Raw genomic sequence first — 15,202 nt, forward strand, 5'->3', positions numbered from 1 at the left:
CATCAGGGAAGTGGCGCGCTGGGGAGGATTCGAACCCCCGACCCCTTGATTCGTAGTCAAGTACTCTATCCAACTGAGCTACCAGCGCGTCGTGGGGTGCGATCTACAGCCCCCGCCCGGACCACGCAAGAGCGAATTCGGCGAAAGCTGTGGAAAACTTCGACTTTCCGCGATGCCCTTGCGGCAGGGTCATTGCGCCGCCAGATCGCGGCCGGGGATGTCGCGGCTGGCGATCTCTTTCGGCAGGTAGATCAGGAAGACCGTGCCGTCGGGGCCGGTGCGCTCCAGGTCGATATGGCCGCCATGGCCGCGCACCAGTTCGGCGGCGATGGCAAGGCCCAGCCCGGTGCCGCCCTTGCGCGCCCCGCCCGAGAACGGCGTGAACAGATTGTCGCGCGCCTTGGGCGGCAGGCCGGGGCCGGTATCGGCCACCCGGATCGTCCAGCAGCTGTCGGTTTCCTCGGCCGCCACGGCGATCTCGCCGGCGGCACCGGTGCTTTCGATGGCCTGCCGGGCGTTGCGCACCAGGTTGAAGATCACCCGGTGCAGCTGTTCGGGGTCGGCCCGTAGGCGCAGGGTGGCGGGGATGTCCTCGGCAAAGGAGATGTCGTGATCGCCCACCGCCAGCCGTTCGCTGTCGATCACGTCGCCCACCACATCCATCAGCGCCACATGCGCCAGCCGGGGCGCCGGTTCCTCGGACTTGCCGAAGGCCAGAGTTGCCTCGCACAGGTTCACCGCGCGGGTGATCGAATTCACCACCTTCGGCGCCAGCCGCTTGACGGCGGGATCCTCGGACACCTCCAGCCGGTCGGTGAACAGCTGCGCCGAGGTCAGGATGTTGCGCAGGTCATGGCTGATCTTGGCCACGGCGGATCCCAGCTGCGCCAGCCGCTCCTTCTGCTTGAGCGAGGCGGAAAGCTGCGTTTCCAGATCCAGCAGCGCCTCTTCGGCATCGCGCAGGTCGCGCACACTGGCCTTGGGCTGGATCACCCGGCGCACGTCCTCGGGGTCTTCGGTATAGGCGCGCATCTCGGCGATGAAACGCTTCATCGGCTCAAGGATGAAGCTGCGCACGGTGATGAACAGCAAAAGCGCCGTGAAGACCGAGAAGATCGCCGAGATCAGGAACATGTTGCGCCCGTAATCGATCATCGCGGTGCGCAGCGGCCCCGAGGGCATCGTGACCTCGATCAGCAGGCCGGCCTCGCGGACGGGGCTGCCGATGACGCGGATGACGCGGTTCTTGGGCGTGGCCAGCGTCACCAGCGCCTGGTGGATCAGCTGGGTCGCGGTGGCGTCGCGCAGGTCGAACGTGGCCTCGACCGGGCCCGGCACCGGCGAGGACAGCACCAGCTGGCGCGCCTCGTCACGGCGCAGCACGACGTTGTAGACCTCGGCGTTCTTCAGCAGCTCCTGCTCCAGCGAGGGCGAGATCTTGTTGTCATCCGCCAGAAGCGACAGCGAGGCGATCTGGGCGCGTTCAAGGCGCGACAGCAGGTAATCCTCGCGGAAGCGCGCGACCGAGGGGACCAGGATCAGCACTTCGGCAAGGATCACGAACAGTGCCGTGAGGATCAGGAAGCGGCCGGAAAGCGATCGGATCATGCGCAAGCTCTTGCAGCGACGGGCCCCTGCCCGCCGACGGGTCGTGACGGTTTGCCGCAAACCTAGTGCGTTGCACGACGTTATACCAGTTCCGTGACGGCAGGTCCCTGCGTCGCCCGGCCGGGAAAACATCGCCCGGGGCGGGGAATTGCCTGCAACTTGGGTTTGACAACGGGCAGGGCCGTTCTTATAGACCGGGCTTCGAACACGGCGGGTTCCCTGGGCGATTCCCGGGGCTGCATCGCCCTACCCCTTCCCTGAGCGTCCAGAAGACGGGCAAGGCGGGGATCACAGCAACGCCCCGGTGGAACTGCCGGCGGGGATAGTAACGGAGACGGAGCGATGAAACGCACCTACCAACCTTCGAACCTGGTCCGCAAACGGCGCCACGGTTTCCGCGCCCGCATGGCCACCAAGGCCGGCCGCAAGGTTCTGAACGCACGCCGCGCACGCGGCCGCAAGAGCCTCTGCGCCTGATCGGGTGCGCCTCTTCGCCTGCGAAGGGGACAGCAAGACCATGACACCGCCGAGTGCCCCGCCCGAAGCTTCCGACAAGCCGAGGGTTCAGGCCTCGGCGGTTTCGTCATGTCCGGGCGGCACGCGCCTGAGCGTGCTGCAGAAGCGGTCAGAGTTCCTGGCCGCCGCCCAGGCCCGTCGCCAGGGCACGCCGGCGATGATGCTGCAGGCGCGCCGCCGCGCCCCCCATGAAACCGCCACCGGCATCCGCATCGGCTTCACCTGCTCGAAGAAGGTGGGCAATGCCGTCGCGCGCAACCGTGCCAAACGGCGGATGCGCGAAGTGGCCCGCCTGGTGCTGCCACTGCACGGGCTGGACGGCTGGGACTACGTGCTGATCGGCCGCCGCGACGCCACCGCCGAACGCGATTTCGTGCTGCTGCAGCAGGATCTGGTGAAAGCCCTGGCAAAGCTGCACGCACCGCGCGGAGACCGCACATGAGCCCCGCCGCCCGGATCCTGGCCCTGCCGATCCGGGCCTACCGGCTGATCTTCTCGCCCTGGGTGGGACACAACTGCCGCTACGACCCGACCTGCTCGGCCTATATCCTTCAGGCGCTGGACCGCCACGGCGCGCTCAAGGGCGGCTGGCTGTCGATCCGCCGGGTGGCGCGCTGCCACCCCTGGGGCGGCATGGGCGTGGATGACGTGCCGAAGTAACCCCTGCCCTGTCCCCGCGGGCCCGCCCGTGCTAGACAGACCCATCCTTTCCGCCTCTCCAGCCAACCGGATCCTTCCGATGTTCGACGACGACGACAGCGACGACATTCACCCGCTCTTTCACGGCGCACCCTCCTCGACCGAGTTCAAGAAGCTGAGGAAACGCATCGTCCGCCAGACCCGCGAGGCGATCGAGCAATACGGCATGGTCGAGCGCGGCGCCAAATGGCTGGTCTGCCTGTCGGGCGGCAAGGACAGCTACACGCTGCTGGCGGTCCTGCACGAGCTGCAGTGGCGCGGCCTGCTGCCGGTCGAGCTGCTGGCCTGCAACCTCGACCAGGGGCAGCCCGGGTTCCCCGCGACGGTGCTGCCGGAATTCCTTGAAAAGATGGGCGTTCCGCATCGGATCGAATACCAGGACACCTATTCCGTGGTGATGGACAAGGTGCCCCAGGGGCGGACCTATTGCGCGCTTTGCTCGCGGCTGCGGCGCGGCAACCTCTATCGCATCGCGCGCGAGGAAGGCTGTTCCGCCGTGGTGCTGGGCCACCACCGCGACGACATTCTCGAGACATTTTTCATGAACCTCTTCCATGGCGGGCGGCTGGCCACCATGCCGCCGAAGCTGGTGAACGAAGAGGGCGACCTGTTCCTGTACCGTCCGCTGGCGCATGTCGCCGAGGCCGATTGCGAGAAATTCGCGCAGGCGATGAACTATCCGATCATTCCCTGCGATCTCTGCGGTTCTCAGGATGGTCTGCAACGCCAACAGGTGAAACAGATTCTGGATGGCTGGGAACGCAATTCGCCCGGACGGCGCCAGGTGATGTTCCGCGCATTGATGAATGCGCGCCCCTCGCATCTGCTGGACCCCAAGCTGTTCGATTTCGCCGGCCTGTCGCTGGGGCCGCGGGCGGTGGAAGAGGATTCCATTCCGAGCTTGCGTTAAACCGGTGTTGAGTTTCTGGTCCTAGCGTGCGGACCAAATGGTCTGGGAAGGCAAGTCATGTACGCAATCACGGGGAAACAGGTGCAGCAGATCCGCCGCGCGCTGATCTGGCTGACGTCCGGCACGCAGCTGCTGGTGCTGCTGCCGCTCCTGTGCCTCCTGGGCTACTGGATCGCCGGAGAGGTCGCGCTGATCGTGATTGCCCTGGTGGTGCCGCTGCTGCGCATCGCCTCCGGCATGAGCCAGACCCGACCCGATGCCCCGCCGCCGCGCGCCTGCGATGCGGTGACCGGGCTGGCGCTGCGGGATTCGCTGGAAATGATGCTGGATGGCGCGCTGCAGACCCAGGCCGTGTCGACGATGCGGACCGCCTGCGTGATGCTGCAGATCGACGACTATGACGCGTTTTCAGATCGTTACGGCCCGAATGCCAGCGATGACGTGCTGTATCGGGTGGCCGGCCGGCTGCGCAGCGCCATGCGTGACGACGACCTGATCTGCAAGATGGGCCACGCCACCTTCGGCATCGGCATGGCCCCCGCCACCCATATGGACCTGGAGGCGATGATCCAGCTCGCCGCGCGGCTGCAGCAGATGGTCGAGGAACCGATCGCGCTGGATTCGACCACCGTCTACATTTCCTGCTCGATCGGCTTCTGCCTGGGATCGCGCAGCCCGATGCCCACCGGCGCCTCGCTGATCGCCGCATCCCAGGGCGCCCTGCTGGAGGCTTCGCGCTACGCGCCCTCTGCCATCCGGTCCTTCTCGGCCGAGATGATGCGCGGCAAGCGCGGCCGGGCGCTGCGCGTGGAAGAGGTCGCGGCGGCGCTGGAAAAGGGCCAGATCGTGCCGTTCTTCCAGCCGCAGGTATCGACCGACACCGGCCTGGTCACCGGTTTCGAGGCCCTGGCGCGCTGGTGCCACCCGGATCGCGGCATGATCTCTCCGGCGGAATTCCTGCCGCTGATCGAACAGGGCGGGCTGATCGAACGGCTGGGCGATACCATGCTGGTGCAGTCGCTGACCGCGCTGACACAATGGGATGCAGCGGATGTGCAGGTGCCGCAGGTGGGCGTCAACTTCTCGATGGAAGAGCTGATGAACCCGCGGCTGATGGAAAAGCTGCAGTGGCAGCTGGACCGCTTTGGCCTGGCGCCGCAGCGGCTGGCGATCGAGGTGCTGGAAAACGTCGTCGCCGCCTCGCCCGAAGATGTCGTGGCCCGCAATATCAATGGCCTGGCCAAGCTGGGCTGCCGGATCGACCTGGATGATTTCGGCACTGGCCATGCCTCGATCTCGTCCATCCGGCGCTTCGCGGTCGAGCGGCTGAAGATCGACCGCAGCTTCGTGATGAAGGTCGATTGCGACGCCGAGCAGCAGCGCATGGTGGCCGCGATCCTGACCATGGCCGAACGCCTTGGCCTGTCGACCCTGGCCGAGGGGGTCGAAACCCCCGGCGAACACGCCATGCTGGCGCAGCTGGGCTGCGACCACGTCCAGGGCTACGAAGTCGCCCGCCCGATGCCCTTCGAACAGACCATCGAATGGATCCGCGCCTATCACGCCGGGTTGACCGAAGCGCCGAAATTCGGCCGCGGCGCGTCCTGAGGCACCGCCCGGATCAACCCTGACGCGCATCCGGCGGCGCAACGCCCCGCCTCAGGCGGCCCTTCGGATGGCGCCCGCCAGCCCTCTGGTTTCGCTCTGAAAAGCCGCGTTTTCGCAGGAAACGGCGCGGCGGCATCCTCTTCACTTCCGCTTGGAAACCGTGATTGCCCTTGACCTTTGGGCCTTCGGCTTGTTGAACGCCGCTTACCGGATTTTGTAAATCGCAAATACCAGAGGTGGCGCAGCGCGATGGACTCGCAGAACAAGAATCTCATCCTGGCCACGGTGCTCAGCTTCATCGTGGTCGTCATCTGGTTCGTGGTCTTCCCGCCGCCGGAAAAACCCGCCAATACCGCACCGACCGAGACCTCGGCCGCAGCGGGCAGCGCGGTCCCCGGCGTCAGCGCCTCCACGGCGACGACCGACAGCGGCGCCGCAGCGCCTGCGACCCAGACCTCGGCCGAGGCGAATGCCCCCCGCGTCGACATCGACACGCCCGCTCTGGCCGGCTCGATCTCGCTTGACGGTGGCCGCATCGACCAGCTGAGCCTGAAGAAATACCACGAGACGCTGGACCCGAATTCACCGGACGTCACGCTGTTCAACCCCTCGGGGGACAAGGACGCCTATTACGCGATCTACGGCTGGATCCCGACCGATGGCAGCACCCAGCCCGTTCCCGGCGCCAGCACCCGCTGGACGCTGGAGAGCGGCGACAAGCTGACGCCCTCGACCCCGGTGACGCTGAAGTGGGACAACGGCCAGGGCCTGGTCTTCCACAAGACCTACGCCATCGACGACAAGTTCATGTTCACCGTGACCCAGTCGGTCGAGAACACCACCGACAAGCCGGTGGCCCTGCGCCCCTACGGCCTGCTGCGCCGCGAGGGCCTGCCCTCGACGCTGCAGAACTTCTTCGTTGTGCACGAAGGCCTCATCCGCATGTCCGATGGCAAGCTGGAAGAGACCAAGTACAAGAAGATGCCGGACATGGAGGTCTCGAAGACCGACGGCATCCCGGAAGAGCGCATCGACGTCCAGAAAAGCGGCTGGATCGGCCTGACCGAACACTATTGGATGAGCACGCTGATCCCCGGCGACCAGCCCTTCCGCAGCTCGGCCAAGTACTATCCGTCGCAGAACGTCTACCAGACCGAAGCGGTGCTGGACACGCAGACCGTCGCGCCGGGGGCAACCGCCCAGGTCAAGACGCAGCTGTTCGCAGGTGCCAAGGAAGCCGACACCATCAAGGCCTATCAGGATGCCGGCGTGCCGCGCTTCTTCGACAGCATCGACTGGGGCTGGTTCTTCTTCCTGACCAAGCCGATCTTCTGGCTGATCCACTGGCTGCACAGCTTCATCGGCAACATGGGCTGGTCGATCATCGCGATGACGATCTTCCTGAAGGCGCTGCTGTTCCCGCTGGCCTACAAGTCCTACGCCTCGATGGCGAAGATGAAGGAACTGCAGCCGCAGATGGAGAAGCTGAAGGAGAAGTGCGGCGACGACCGTGCGAAGCTTCAGAAAGAGATGATGGCGCTCTACAAGAAGGAAAAGGTCAACCCCGCCGCGGGCTGCCTGCCGGTCCTTCTGCAGATCCCGATCTTCTTCTCGCTCTACAAGGTGATCTTCGTCACGCTTGAACTGCGCCAGCAGCCCTGGATCGGCTGGATCCACGACCTGTCCTCGCCGGACCCGTCCTCGATCCTGAACCTGTTCGGCCTGCTGCCCTGGAGCACCCCCGGCATTGACAGCCCGTTCCACATCATCAGCCTCGGCGTGCTGCCGATCCTGCTGGGTATCTCGATGTGGCTGCAGCAGCGTCTGAACCCGGCACCGCAGGATCCGGGCCAGAAGATGATCTTTGCCTGGATGCCCTGGGTGTTCATGTTCATGCTGGGCCGCTTTGCCTCGGGCCTGGTGCTGTACTGGATCACCAACAACACCATCACCTTCTGCCAGCAGTACCTGATCATGCGGTTCCACGGTTACAAACCGGATGTGTTCGGCAACATGAAGGACAGCTTCAAGATGCCGAAGTTCGGCAAGAAGGGCGGCAAGTAACATGGCCAGCGTCGCGCAGATCTGGCGGCACCCGATCAAGGGGATCGGGGCCGAATCCCTGGACGGCGTGACGCTGACCGCCGGTCGCCCGATGCCGGGCGACCGGGCCTGGGCCATGACGACGGGGGACACTGTCGACACCGGCACCTGGCAGTCGTGCAAGAACTTTGCCCGGGGCTGCTACGGCCCCCAGCTGATGGCCATCACGGCCGAAACCCGCGGGCAGGTCATCCACCTCGACCATCCCGCCGCCGGCCCGATCGCCATCGACCCCGCCCGTGACGGCGCGGCGTTGCGCGACTGGCTGGCCCCCCTCTGGCCCGAGGCGCGTCCCGCCCTCGGGTCCCTCATTCCCGCGCCCGAGGACACCGGTCTGTCGGATGCGAACTATGCCTGCCTGTCGATCCTGGGCACGGCCTCGCTGCAGGCGCTGTCGCAGGCCTGCGGGCGCCCCCTTGATCCGCGTCGCTTTCGTGGCAACATCTGGCTGGACGGCCTCGCCCCCTTCGAGGAGCTTGACTGGACCGGACGGCGGATGCAGATCGGCGACACGGTGCTGGAGGTGGTCGAACGGATCGACCGCTGCCGCGCCACGCAGGTCAACCCGGAGACGGGCGAAGAGGACACCCCCACTCTTCTGACCCTGCGCAAGACCTGGGGACATATCGATTTCGGCGTCAAGGCCCGGGTGATCACCGGCGGCGCCCTTACCACCGGACAGGAGATCACCCTGCTATGACCGCCCTGCCCTTCCCGCTTGCCGAAGAGCCCGATCCCCAGACCGCCGAGCGCGGCCGCCTGATGTTCGCCGGCCCCGTCGATTTCGTCAAAGGCGTGGTCGCCATGTCGGGCCTGCCCGATGCCGACCGCCTGGAGGTCTGCTTTGCCGGGCGTTCGAATGTCGGCAAGTCCAGCCTGATCAACGCGCTGACCGGCCGCAAGGGTCTGGCGCGGGCCTCGAACACGCCCGGCCGCACCCAGGAGATCAACTATTTCTCGCTGGGCGAGGAACGCTTTCTGGTCGACCTTCCGGGTTATGGCTATGCCAATGCGCCGGTGGCCGTGGTCGAGAAATGGCAGCGCCTGCTCAAGCAGTATCTGCAGGGCCGCGTGACGCTGCGCCGGGCCTTCGTGCTGATCGACACCCGCCATGGCATCAAGGCCGTGGACGAAGAGATCCTCAAGCTGCTCGACAGCGCCGCCGTGACCTTCCAGGTGGTGATGACCAAGGCCGACAAGGTGAAGGCCTCGGACCGCGAGAAGATCATGGAGCAGGTCCGGGCAGCCCTGGCCAAGCACCCCGCCGCCTACCCCGAGATCATCATGACCTCGTCGGAAAAGGGCGACGGCATCCCGACGCTGCGCGCCATCATCGCCAGCCTGACCTGAGCAACAGACGGATCCGGTGATCTGACGACAGGGCCCCACGCGCGGGCCCTGTTTTTTGCCAACGTCCCCTTTCTGGATCCGTAAGCATCAGGAGGGCAGGCTGCCGGTTCCCTGCTCAGGCTTGCCACGACAAAGCGGCCCCGCTCTGGCATCGGGTTCTGCGCGTGGCAAAACCGATGACAGCCCACGCCCCGGCCAGTGTGCCGCCCGCGCCGGTCATCAAACCAGATCCGCAATGTTGGAACAGCTCTCGCCCGAAGCAGACCATGCCGGGGGCGGTCGCGCCGCCTGCGCCCCACATCCGAGCGCATCCCGTCCTTCCGTCATGCGGCCTCCGGTCCTGGCCAGGCACTGGTGCGCCACCGCAGACCATGGTCCACCCCTCGTCGCCCGGCGGCCAGACGCCAAGGTCCCGCCCGGGTCTCGGGGCCTCGGGCCCAGGTCTTGCGGCTCAAGTCTTGCGGCTCAGGTCTAGGGGCCTAGGTCTCAGAGCCCAGGTCCTGAAGGTCGGGTCTCGGGGCCTAGGTCTCGGGGCCAACAGTCCCGCCAGCAAGGATCGGTCCTCCCAAGGGCATCGCGCCGCTCAGGTCGCGGGCTGGTCCCGGCGTGCCATAGCAAACTATGCCCGGCAGAAGGCCGGACAGCGCTCCGTCGCTCTGGTTCACCCACAGCTCTGGTTCAGAAGCGCCAGGAGACCCGGGCAGTGAGGGTCGAAATACCACCGCCGCCCTTTTCCAGGTCGCGCAGTTCGTGGTGCAGGATCTCGGCCCCCAGCGACAGGTGGCGGTTCCAGGCATAGTCAAAACCCAGCCCCAGCACGCCCCCGGTCTGGGTTCCGAAAGATCCCCGCGCCACGGCAATGCCCCCGGTGACGTAGTACAGCAGCTGGTTGTCGCCGGTGCCCAGCGACAGCTTCAGATGATCCAGATGCCGGATGTCGCCATGGGTGGTGCCGATATCGGTGTTCGACAGTTCCAGCTCGGCCCCGGTGACGGCACCGCCATAGGACTGGCGATAGCCCAGATGCAGGCTGCGGATGGACGAATCGTCGCTGTCGAGAACCAGCGCCATGTTGCCGCCGATATAGGCCCCATCCCAGCGATCCAGCGCCTGCAAAGGGGCGCAACAAATAAGAACCAGGGCCCCGGAGAGCGGGGCAGCACGAGCGATCATTCTGGCGCGGTTCCCTGTCATCATGTCTTTATAACACACGACAGGGTTGAAAGTTTCGTGAAAAAGTGACCCGAGGTCAGGGAACCGCGAAAATTGTCACCAGATTGCGCCGCCCTCCAGCCGGACCTGGCGGTCCATGCGGGCGGCAAGCTCCAGGTTGTGGGTGGCGATCAGGGCGGCCAGGCCTTCGGTGCGCACCAGCGTCAGCAGCGCGGCAAAGACCAGCTCCGAGGTGCCGGGATCAAGGTTGCCGGTGGGTTCATCCGCCAACAGCAACGCCGGACCATTGGCCAGCGCCCGGCAGAAGGCGACGCGCTGCTGTTCCCCGCCCGACAGTTCCGCCGGACGGTGGCTGGCACGGGCGGTCAGGCCGACGGTCTCCAGCAGGGCGGCGGCGCGGGCGCGGGCGGCACTGCGGGACTGGCCGGCCGCCAGCTGCGGCAGAACGATGTTTTCCTCGGCGGAAAACTCCGGCAGCAGGTGGTGGAACTGGTAGACAAAGCCCACCTTGTCGCGCCGGATCGCGGTGCGGCGGCGGTCATTCAGGCCGGTGACGTCCTCGTCCGAAATCAGCACCTTGCCGCTGTCGGGCTGATCCAGCAGCCCGGCGATGTGCAGCAGCGTCGACTTGCCCGAGCCCGAGGGCGCGACCAGGGCCACGACCTCTCCGGCATGGACGGTCAGATCGGCATCGCGCAGCACCGTGATCTCGTTCGGCTGGCCGTGGTTGTAGCCCTTCGAGAGCGCCTGAAGGGTCAGGACGGGATTATTCATAGCGCAGCGCCTCCACGGGGTTCATGCGGGCCGCACGGCGGGCCGGGAAGATGGTGACCCCGAAGGAGAGGCCGAGGGACAGGCAGACCGAGGAGACCACGTCGCGCAGCTGCAGCTTGGCGGGCAGATGGTAGATGCCGCGGATCGAGGGATCCCAGACGCCGCCGCCCGAAAGGTAGTTCACCACCGAGAAGATCGGGTCGATCCAGATCGCGAACAGGCAGCCCAGGATCACCCCCACCGCCGTGCCGATCAGCCCGGTGAAGGCGCCGCAGATGAAGAAGACGCGCAGCACCGCGCCCTCGGTCAGGCCCATGGTGCGCAGGATGCCGATGTCGCGGCCCTTGTTCTTGACCAGCATGATCAGCCCCGAGACGATGTTCATCGAGGCGATCAGCACCAGGATCGACAGGATGACGAACATCACGTTGTCCTCGACCGTCAGCGCGTTCAGGAAGGATCCGTTGGCATCGCGCCAGGTCCAGGCCAGGGCGCGGTCGCCGGCGGCCTTCAGCAGCGCGGGAACGATGGCTTCCACGTGGTCGGGATCGGCGGTCATCACCTCGATCTCGTCGGCGGTGCCTTCGCGGTTGAAATAGGACTGGGCCTCGGCGAAGGGCATGTAGAGGCGGGTGCGGTCGATGTCGTAGCGCCCGGCGGTGAAGATGTAGGTGACTTCGTAGTTCTTCACCCGCGGCGAGGTGCCGAAGGGCGTCTTGACCCCTTCGGGAGAGATCAGCCGGATCTGGTCGCCGACCTGCACGCCCAGTTCCTGCGCCACGCCCGAGCCGATCGCCACGCCCTTGTCGAAATCGGCGAAATCGCCCCAGGACTTGTCGGCATGGGCGATGCGCGGGATCGCGGCAAGGTCCTTGGCGGTGATGCCGAAGACCTCGATCCCGGCGTTACGGCCGTTGGCGGTGGCCATGATCTGGCCCTTGATCAGCGGCGCCGCGCGGGTGACGCCGGGGACCTTGGCGATCGCCTCGGCCTCCTGGGTGTAGTCGGTGATGGCGCGGTTCAGGCGGCCATTGGGGTCGACCTCGCCGGAATTGTAGATCGTGACATGGGCGTTGGCGCCCAGGATCGTGTCGACGAATTCGGCGCGGAAGCCTTCGCGCACCGCCAGCGTCGCGATCAGCGCGAAGACGGCCAGCGCGATGCCGATCAGCGAGATCCAGGTCATCACGGAGACGCCGCCCTCGGCCCGGCGGGCGCGCAGGTAGCGCCAGGCAATCATCCATTCGTAGCGGGAAAACGGGGGGGCGCTGCTCACGTCGGGGTTCCTCGTTGTTGCCGGGCGGAAGGTGGGGCGGTTGGCCCGGGGGGTCAAGGGCACGCGGGAACTGGCGCCCTTGCGGGCGCCAGGCCTCCGGCGGAGGTATTTCAGAACAAGAAAATGCGGAAGGCCGCGCGCCCGCACCTTGTCGTGAGGGCGCGGGAGGCCGCCTAGCGCAGGATCGGCGGCTTTGCCGGATCCGAGCCGGGGGCGATGCGGGTGATTTCCTGCGGCTTCAGCGCCTCGGGGAGGTCGAAGCGCAGGCCGACGCGCGCGAGCGCCCCGGAATGCACGTCGGAGGCGCGGAAGAAGCCCACATCCATCTGCCCCGCCTCGATGCCGGAGAAGGTGAGGGCCTCGGAGGCGGCCTTGGCGAGCGCCCCCTCGGCGCCCGGCACCGCGTCGATGAAGGCCAGCATATGCGAGCGGCGGCCCTTGTCGTCCTCGGTCCCGGCAAGGAAGGCGCAATCGGCAAGGCCTGCGGCCATGGCGAGTTTCGTGTCGAGCGCGGTGATCAGGGTTTCGGGCAGGCCGTGCGGCGGGTGGAAGGCCTCGATCTGGGCCTCGACCTCTTCGGGGGCATGGCCGATGGTCTCGGCCAGCCAGGAGACGGCCTCGGGGGGGATGAGGATCGCGGAAGGGGTGTCGAGGTTGACCGCAAGGCCCACGCCCTGCCCCGCCAGCTGTTCGACCACCGCGCGCCCCGAAAGCGCCACATAGGGCGAGATGCGCCCGGTGAAGGCCGCCAGGCGTTCCTCTCGGTCGAAGAGCAGCACGAAGGTCACGTCCTCGACGGGGAAGAGTTCGGGCGTGGCATTGTCGCCGGTGGCCTCGGCGCCCAGCAGCAGGAAGAGCTCGCTGTCGGCGAGGCGCTCGTAGAAGCGCAGGCGGGCGGCGTCGTCCTCGGGGGCGCCGTCCATGGCCGCATGGGCCAGATCCAGGGGGGTGGTTTCGCTCATTCCATCGCCTTTCGTACCTCGGCGCGCAGCACCGGGAGGAGGTCCGTTTCGAACCAGGGGTTGCGGCGCAGCCATGCCGTATTGCGCCAGGAGGGATGAGGCAAGGGGATCGTGCCGGGAAGATGGTCGCGCCAGCCTGCCACGGTTTCGCTGAGCGGCAGGCGGCGGCCAAGGTGCAGGCGCTGCGCATGGGCACCGATCAGCAGCCGAAGCCGCAGGTTCGGCAGCCCTGCCAGCAGGGCCGCGTGCCAGGTCCGGGCACAAAGCGGCGGCGGCGGCAGGTCGGACCCCTTCGCGTCATATCCCGGGAAACAGAAGGCCGTGGGCAGGAAGGCCATCCGCGCCAGGTCGTAGAAATCGTCGCGACCGACCCCCATCCAGTCGCGCAGCCGGTCGCCCGAGCGGTCGTCGAAGGGGCGCTGACGCTCATGCGCCTGCAGCCCCGGAGCCTGGCCCGCGATCAGGATGCGGGCGCGCGGGTCCAGCCAGACCACCGGCGCGGGGGCATGGCGGGTGCGCGTCGCGGCAAAGCGCGCGGCGCAGAGGCGGCAGGCCCGCAGATCATCGAGAAGCGCTTGCATCTGCGCAATCTGTGGGCAGGACGGGGCGGGCGCAAGCCCCGGGGTCGCGCGGAAGCTGCAGCGCTCGGCACCCCTGGCCCTGTGGTTGCGCGACCTTGCGGGAACCGGCCGTCCGGCGGCCCCGGGCGGTTGCCGTCCCCCGGCAAATCCCTTAACCCCCAAGGGCAAAAGAGCCAAAGGGACAGGGGATCAAGGCCGCATGTACCGCGTCTGGAGTTTCATCACAAACTATTCGCTGCTGCTGATCATCGGCGCGGTGATCGCGCTGGTCTGGGCGAATGTCGACCCCGACCACTACCACCATTTCGTGCACATGGTGATCTGGGACAACGCCCCGATCGGAGCCTACGAGGACGGCCACCGCGTCCTGACGCTGCACTACCTGATCAACGACATGCTGATGGCCTTCTTCTTTGCCATCGCGGCCAAGGAAGTCTGGGAAGCGGTGATCCTGGAGGAGGGATCGCTGCGGGGCAAGAAGGCGGCGACGCCGCTGTTTGCCACCGCCGGCGGGATGCTGGGGCCGATCGCGGTCTATCTGGGGCTGGCGCTGGTGCTGGGGTCCGACACGTTCAGCGCGGTGAAGAACGGCTGGGCGATCCCGGCGGCGACCGATATCGCGTTTTCCTACCTGGTGGGGCGGCTGGTTTTCGGCGCGGGCCACCCGGCGGTGCGCTTCCTGCTGCTGCTGGCCATCGCCGATGATGCGGGCGGGCTGATCATCCTGGCGATCTTCTATCCCTCCAGCGCGCTGGCGCCGGAATGGCTGCTGCTGTCGCTGGCGGCGGCGCTGCTGGTGTTCTTCCTGTTCAACCACCTGCCCCGCCGCATGGACAAGCACAACCAGGACCGGCCGAATTCCACCTGGGTGCGCGACCGGCTGGGCTTTTGGCCCTATCTGATCGCCGGCTGCTTCAGCTGGTACGGCTTCATGAAGGCGGGCATCCACCCGGCGCTCGGCCTGCTGCCGATCGTGCCGACGATCCCCCATGCCGACCGCGCCTTTGGCTTCTTCTCGGAGGCCGAGCAGTACCTGACCGACCTGCTGAACCATATCGAGCACGGGCTGAAGCACCCGGTCGAGATCGTGCTGTTCTTCTTCGGCCTGATGAACGCCGGGGTCGAGTTCAACGCGATTTCCGAACCCACCTGGCTGGTCATGGCGGGCCTGTTGATCGGCAAGCCGCTGGGCATCACGATTTTCGGCATCGTCGGCGCGCACCTGCTGCGGCTGGGCCTGCCACAGGGGATGCGCACCATCGACCTGTTCGTGGTGGGCTGCGTGGCGGCGATCGGCTTTACCGTGTCGCTGTTCGTCGCCTCGGTCGCCTTCCCGGGCGGCGACGTGCAGGATGCCGCCAAGATGGGCGCCCTGTTCAGCTTTGCCGCGGCGATTGTGTCGATCGTGGCGGGGGTGCTGTGCCGGGTGCAGAAGGTCGAAGGCTAAGGCCCCTTCCCCAGACAATCCTTCAAAGGGCGCGGCCGGACGGCTGCGCCCTTTCTGCTGCGCCCCTTCTGATCCGGCATTCGAAACAGGATGGCCAAAGCTCTTCCACTCGGACATACTTATAACGTGCTTTGATAAACAAAGTTGCAACCTTAGAGGGTTAACCAAGTCTGCAAGCCACGTGCGCCGAGGGGG

General features: G+C 66.6%; 15 protein-coding genes and 1 tRNA gene. 9 read left to right on the plus strand and 7 right to left on the minus strand.

What is annotated here, in order from left to right:
* Positions 1–11: 11 nt before the first annotated feature.
* A tRNA-Arg gene (locus tag AC2ITM_RS14110) sits at positions 12–88 on the minus strand.
* A 101-nt stretch (positions 89–189) separates the two neighbouring features.
* The gene (locus tag AC2ITM_RS14115) at positions 190–1,608 is read right to left on the minus strand and encodes a sensor histidine kinase (RefSeq protein WP_486467266.1); all 1,419 of its coding nucleotides are present in this window, start codon (positions 1,606–1,608) and stop codon (positions 190–192) included.
* Positions 1,609–1,950: 342 nt separating this feature from the next.
* On the opposite strand from AC2ITM_RS14115, the gene rpmH reads away from it, so the two are divergent.
* The 8 genes from rpmH to yihA all read left to right on the plus strand — a co-directional run bounded on the left by rpmH (position 1,951) and on the right by yihA (position 8,794).
* Complete coding sequence (rpmH, locus tag AC2ITM_RS14120; protein ID WP_189681726.1) at positions 1,951–2,085, plus strand: 50S ribosomal protein L34; 135 nt, start codon at positions 1,951–1,953, stop codon at positions 2,083–2,085.
* Between the two features lie 40 nt (positions 2,086–2,125).
* A complete protein-coding gene (gene rnpA / locus AC2ITM_RS14125; RefSeq protein WP_486467267.1) occupies positions 2,126–2,566 on the plus strand; it encodes a ribonuclease P protein component in 441 nt (146 codons plus the stop codon).
* The gene (gene yidD / locus AC2ITM_RS14130) at positions 2,563–2,784 is read left to right on the plus strand and encodes a membrane protein insertion efficiency factor YidD (protein ID WP_486467268.1); all 222 of its coding nucleotides are present in this window, start codon (positions 2,563–2,565) and stop codon (positions 2,782–2,784) included. Before rnpA ends, yidD begins: the two co-directional genes overlap by 4 nt.
* Positions 2,785–2,863: 79 nt before the next feature.
* Positions 2,864–3,733, plus strand: coding sequence for a tRNA 2-thiocytidine(32) synthetase TtcA (gene ttcA / locus AC2ITM_RS14135; protein ID WP_486467269.1), 870 nt, complete (start codon positions 2,864–2,866; stop codon positions 3,731–3,733).
* Positions 3,734–3,790: 57 nt separating this feature from the next.
* Positions 3,791–5,341: a putative bifunctional diguanylate cyclase/phosphodiesterase gene (locus AC2ITM_RS14140; protein WP_486467270.1), complete on the plus strand. Its 1,551-nt coding sequence runs from the start codon at positions 3,791–3,793 to the stop codon at positions 5,339–5,341.
* 249 nt (positions 5,342–5,590) lie between these two features.
* Positions 5,591–7,405: a membrane protein insertase YidC gene (gene yidC, locus AC2ITM_RS14145; protein WP_486467271.1), complete on the plus strand. Its 1,815-nt coding sequence runs from the start codon at positions 5,591–5,593 to the stop codon at positions 7,403–7,405.
* A gap of 1 nt (position 7,406) precedes the next feature.
* Positions 7,407–8,144 carry an MOSC domain-containing protein gene (locus AC2ITM_RS14150; RefSeq protein ID WP_486467272.1) on the plus strand — a complete coding sequence of 246 codons (738 nt, stop codon included), beginning with the start codon at positions 7,407–7,409 and terminating at the stop codon, positions 8,142–8,144.
* Positions 8,141–8,794 (plus strand): ribosome biogenesis GTP-binding protein YihA/YsxC, encoded by a 654-nt coding sequence (yihA, locus tag AC2ITM_RS14155; protein ID WP_486467273.1) that lies wholly within the window; start codon positions 8,141–8,143, stop codon positions 8,792–8,794. Before AC2ITM_RS14150 ends, yihA begins: the two co-directional genes overlap by 4 nt.
* Positions 8,795–9,472: 678 nt before the next feature.
* Here yihA and AC2ITM_RS14160 read toward each other — a convergent pair.
* The 5 genes from AC2ITM_RS14160 to AC2ITM_RS14180 form a co-directional block, all read right to left on the minus strand.
* Positions 9,473–9,967, minus strand: a complete 495-nt coding sequence (locus AC2ITM_RS14160; protein ID WP_486467274.1) for an outer membrane protein — start codon at positions 9,965–9,967, stop codon at positions 9,473–9,475.
* Positions 9,968–10,063: 96 nt separating this feature from the next.
* On the minus strand, positions 10,064–10,741 hold the full coding sequence (locus AC2ITM_RS14165) for an ABC transporter ATP-binding protein (RefSeq protein ID WP_486467275.1): 678 nt from the start codon (positions 10,739–10,741) through the stop codon (positions 10,064–10,066).
* Positions 10,734–11,981, minus strand: a complete 1,248-nt coding sequence (locus AC2ITM_RS14170; protein WP_486469441.1) for a lipoprotein-releasing ABC transporter permease subunit — start codon at positions 11,979–11,981, stop codon at positions 10,734–10,736. Before AC2ITM_RS14170 ends, AC2ITM_RS14165 begins: the two co-directional genes overlap by 8 nt.
* 209 nt (positions 11,982–12,190) lie before the next feature.
* On the minus strand, positions 12,191–12,979 hold the full coding sequence (locus tag AC2ITM_RS14175) for an SseB family protein (protein WP_486467276.1): 789 nt from the start codon (positions 12,977–12,979) through the stop codon (positions 12,191–12,193).
* Positions 12,976–13,560, minus strand: coding sequence for a uracil-DNA glycosylase family protein (locus tag AC2ITM_RS14180; RefSeq protein ID WP_486467277.1), 585 nt, complete (start codon positions 13,558–13,560; stop codon positions 12,976–12,978). The genes AC2ITM_RS14175 and AC2ITM_RS14180 overlap by 4 nt, the downstream gene beginning before the upstream one ends.
* A 199-nt stretch (positions 13,561–13,759) precedes the next feature.
* Between AC2ITM_RS14180 and AC2ITM_RS14185 the strand changes: the two genes are divergently transcribed.
* The gene (locus tag AC2ITM_RS14185) at positions 13,760–15,007 is read left to right on the plus strand and encodes a Na+/H+ antiporter NhaA (RefSeq protein WP_486467278.1); all 1,248 of its coding nucleotides are present in this window, start codon (positions 13,760–13,762) and stop codon (positions 15,005–15,007) included.
* The last annotated feature ends 195 nt before the right edge of the window (positions 15,008–15,202 follow it).

Source organism: Pseudooceanicola sp. NS-SX9, from assembly GCF_057380705.1.

Coding starts and splice junctions, on each gene's coding strand:
- AC2ITM_RS14150 (WP_486467272.1), top strand. CDS start 7,407: ATGGCCAGCGTCGCGCAGATCTGGCGGCACCCGATCAAGGGGATCGGG.
- rnpA (WP_486467267.1), top strand. CDS start 2,126: ATGACACCGCCGAGTGCCCCGCCCGAAGCTTCCGACAAGCCGAGGGTT.
- ttcA (WP_486467269.1), top strand. CDS start 2,864: ATGTTCGACGACGACGACAGCGACGACATTCACCCGCTCTTTCACGGC.
- AC2ITM_RS14175 (WP_486467276.1), bottom strand. CDS start 12,979: ATGAGCGAAACCACCCCCCTGGATCTGGCCCATGCGGCCATGGACGGC.
- AC2ITM_RS14165 (WP_486467275.1), bottom strand. CDS start 10,741: ATGAATAATCCCGTCCTGACCCTTCAGGCGCTCTCGAAGGGCTACAAC.
- AC2ITM_RS14160 (WP_486467274.1), bottom strand. CDS start 9,967: ATGATCGCTCGTGCTGCCCCGCTCTCCGGGGCCCTGGTTCTTATTTGT.
- rpmH (WP_189681726.1), top strand. CDS start 1,951: ATGAAACGCACCTACCAACCTTCGAACCTGGTCCGCAAACGGCGCCAC.
- yihA (WP_486467273.1), top strand. CDS start 8,141: ATGACCGCCCTGCCCTTCCCGCTTGCCGAAGAGCCCGATCCCCAGACC.
- AC2ITM_RS14185 (WP_486467278.1), top strand. CDS start 13,760: ATGTACCGCGTCTGGAGTTTCATCACAAACTATTCGCTGCTGCTGATC.
- AC2ITM_RS14115 (WP_486467266.1), bottom strand. CDS start 1,608: ATGATCCGATCGCTTTCCGGCCGCTTCCTGATCCTCACGGCACTGTTC.
- AC2ITM_RS14180 (WP_486467277.1), bottom strand. CDS start 13,560: ATGCAAGCGCTTCTCGATGATCTGCGGGCCTGCCGCCTCTGCGCCGCG.
- AC2ITM_RS14170 (WP_486469441.1), bottom strand. CDS start 11,981: ATGATTGCCTGGCGCTACCTGCGCGCCCGCCGGGCCGAGGGCGGCGTC.
- AC2ITM_RS14140 (WP_486467270.1), top strand. CDS start 3,791: ATGTACGCAATCACGGGGAAACAGGTGCAGCAGATCCGCCGCGCGCTG.
- yidC (WP_486467271.1), top strand. CDS start 5,591: ATGGACTCGCAGAACAAGAATCTCATCCTGGCCACGGTGCTCAGCTTC.
- yidD (WP_486467268.1), top strand. CDS start 2,563: ATGAGCCCCGCCGCCCGGATCCTGGCCCTGCCGATCCGGGCCTACCGG.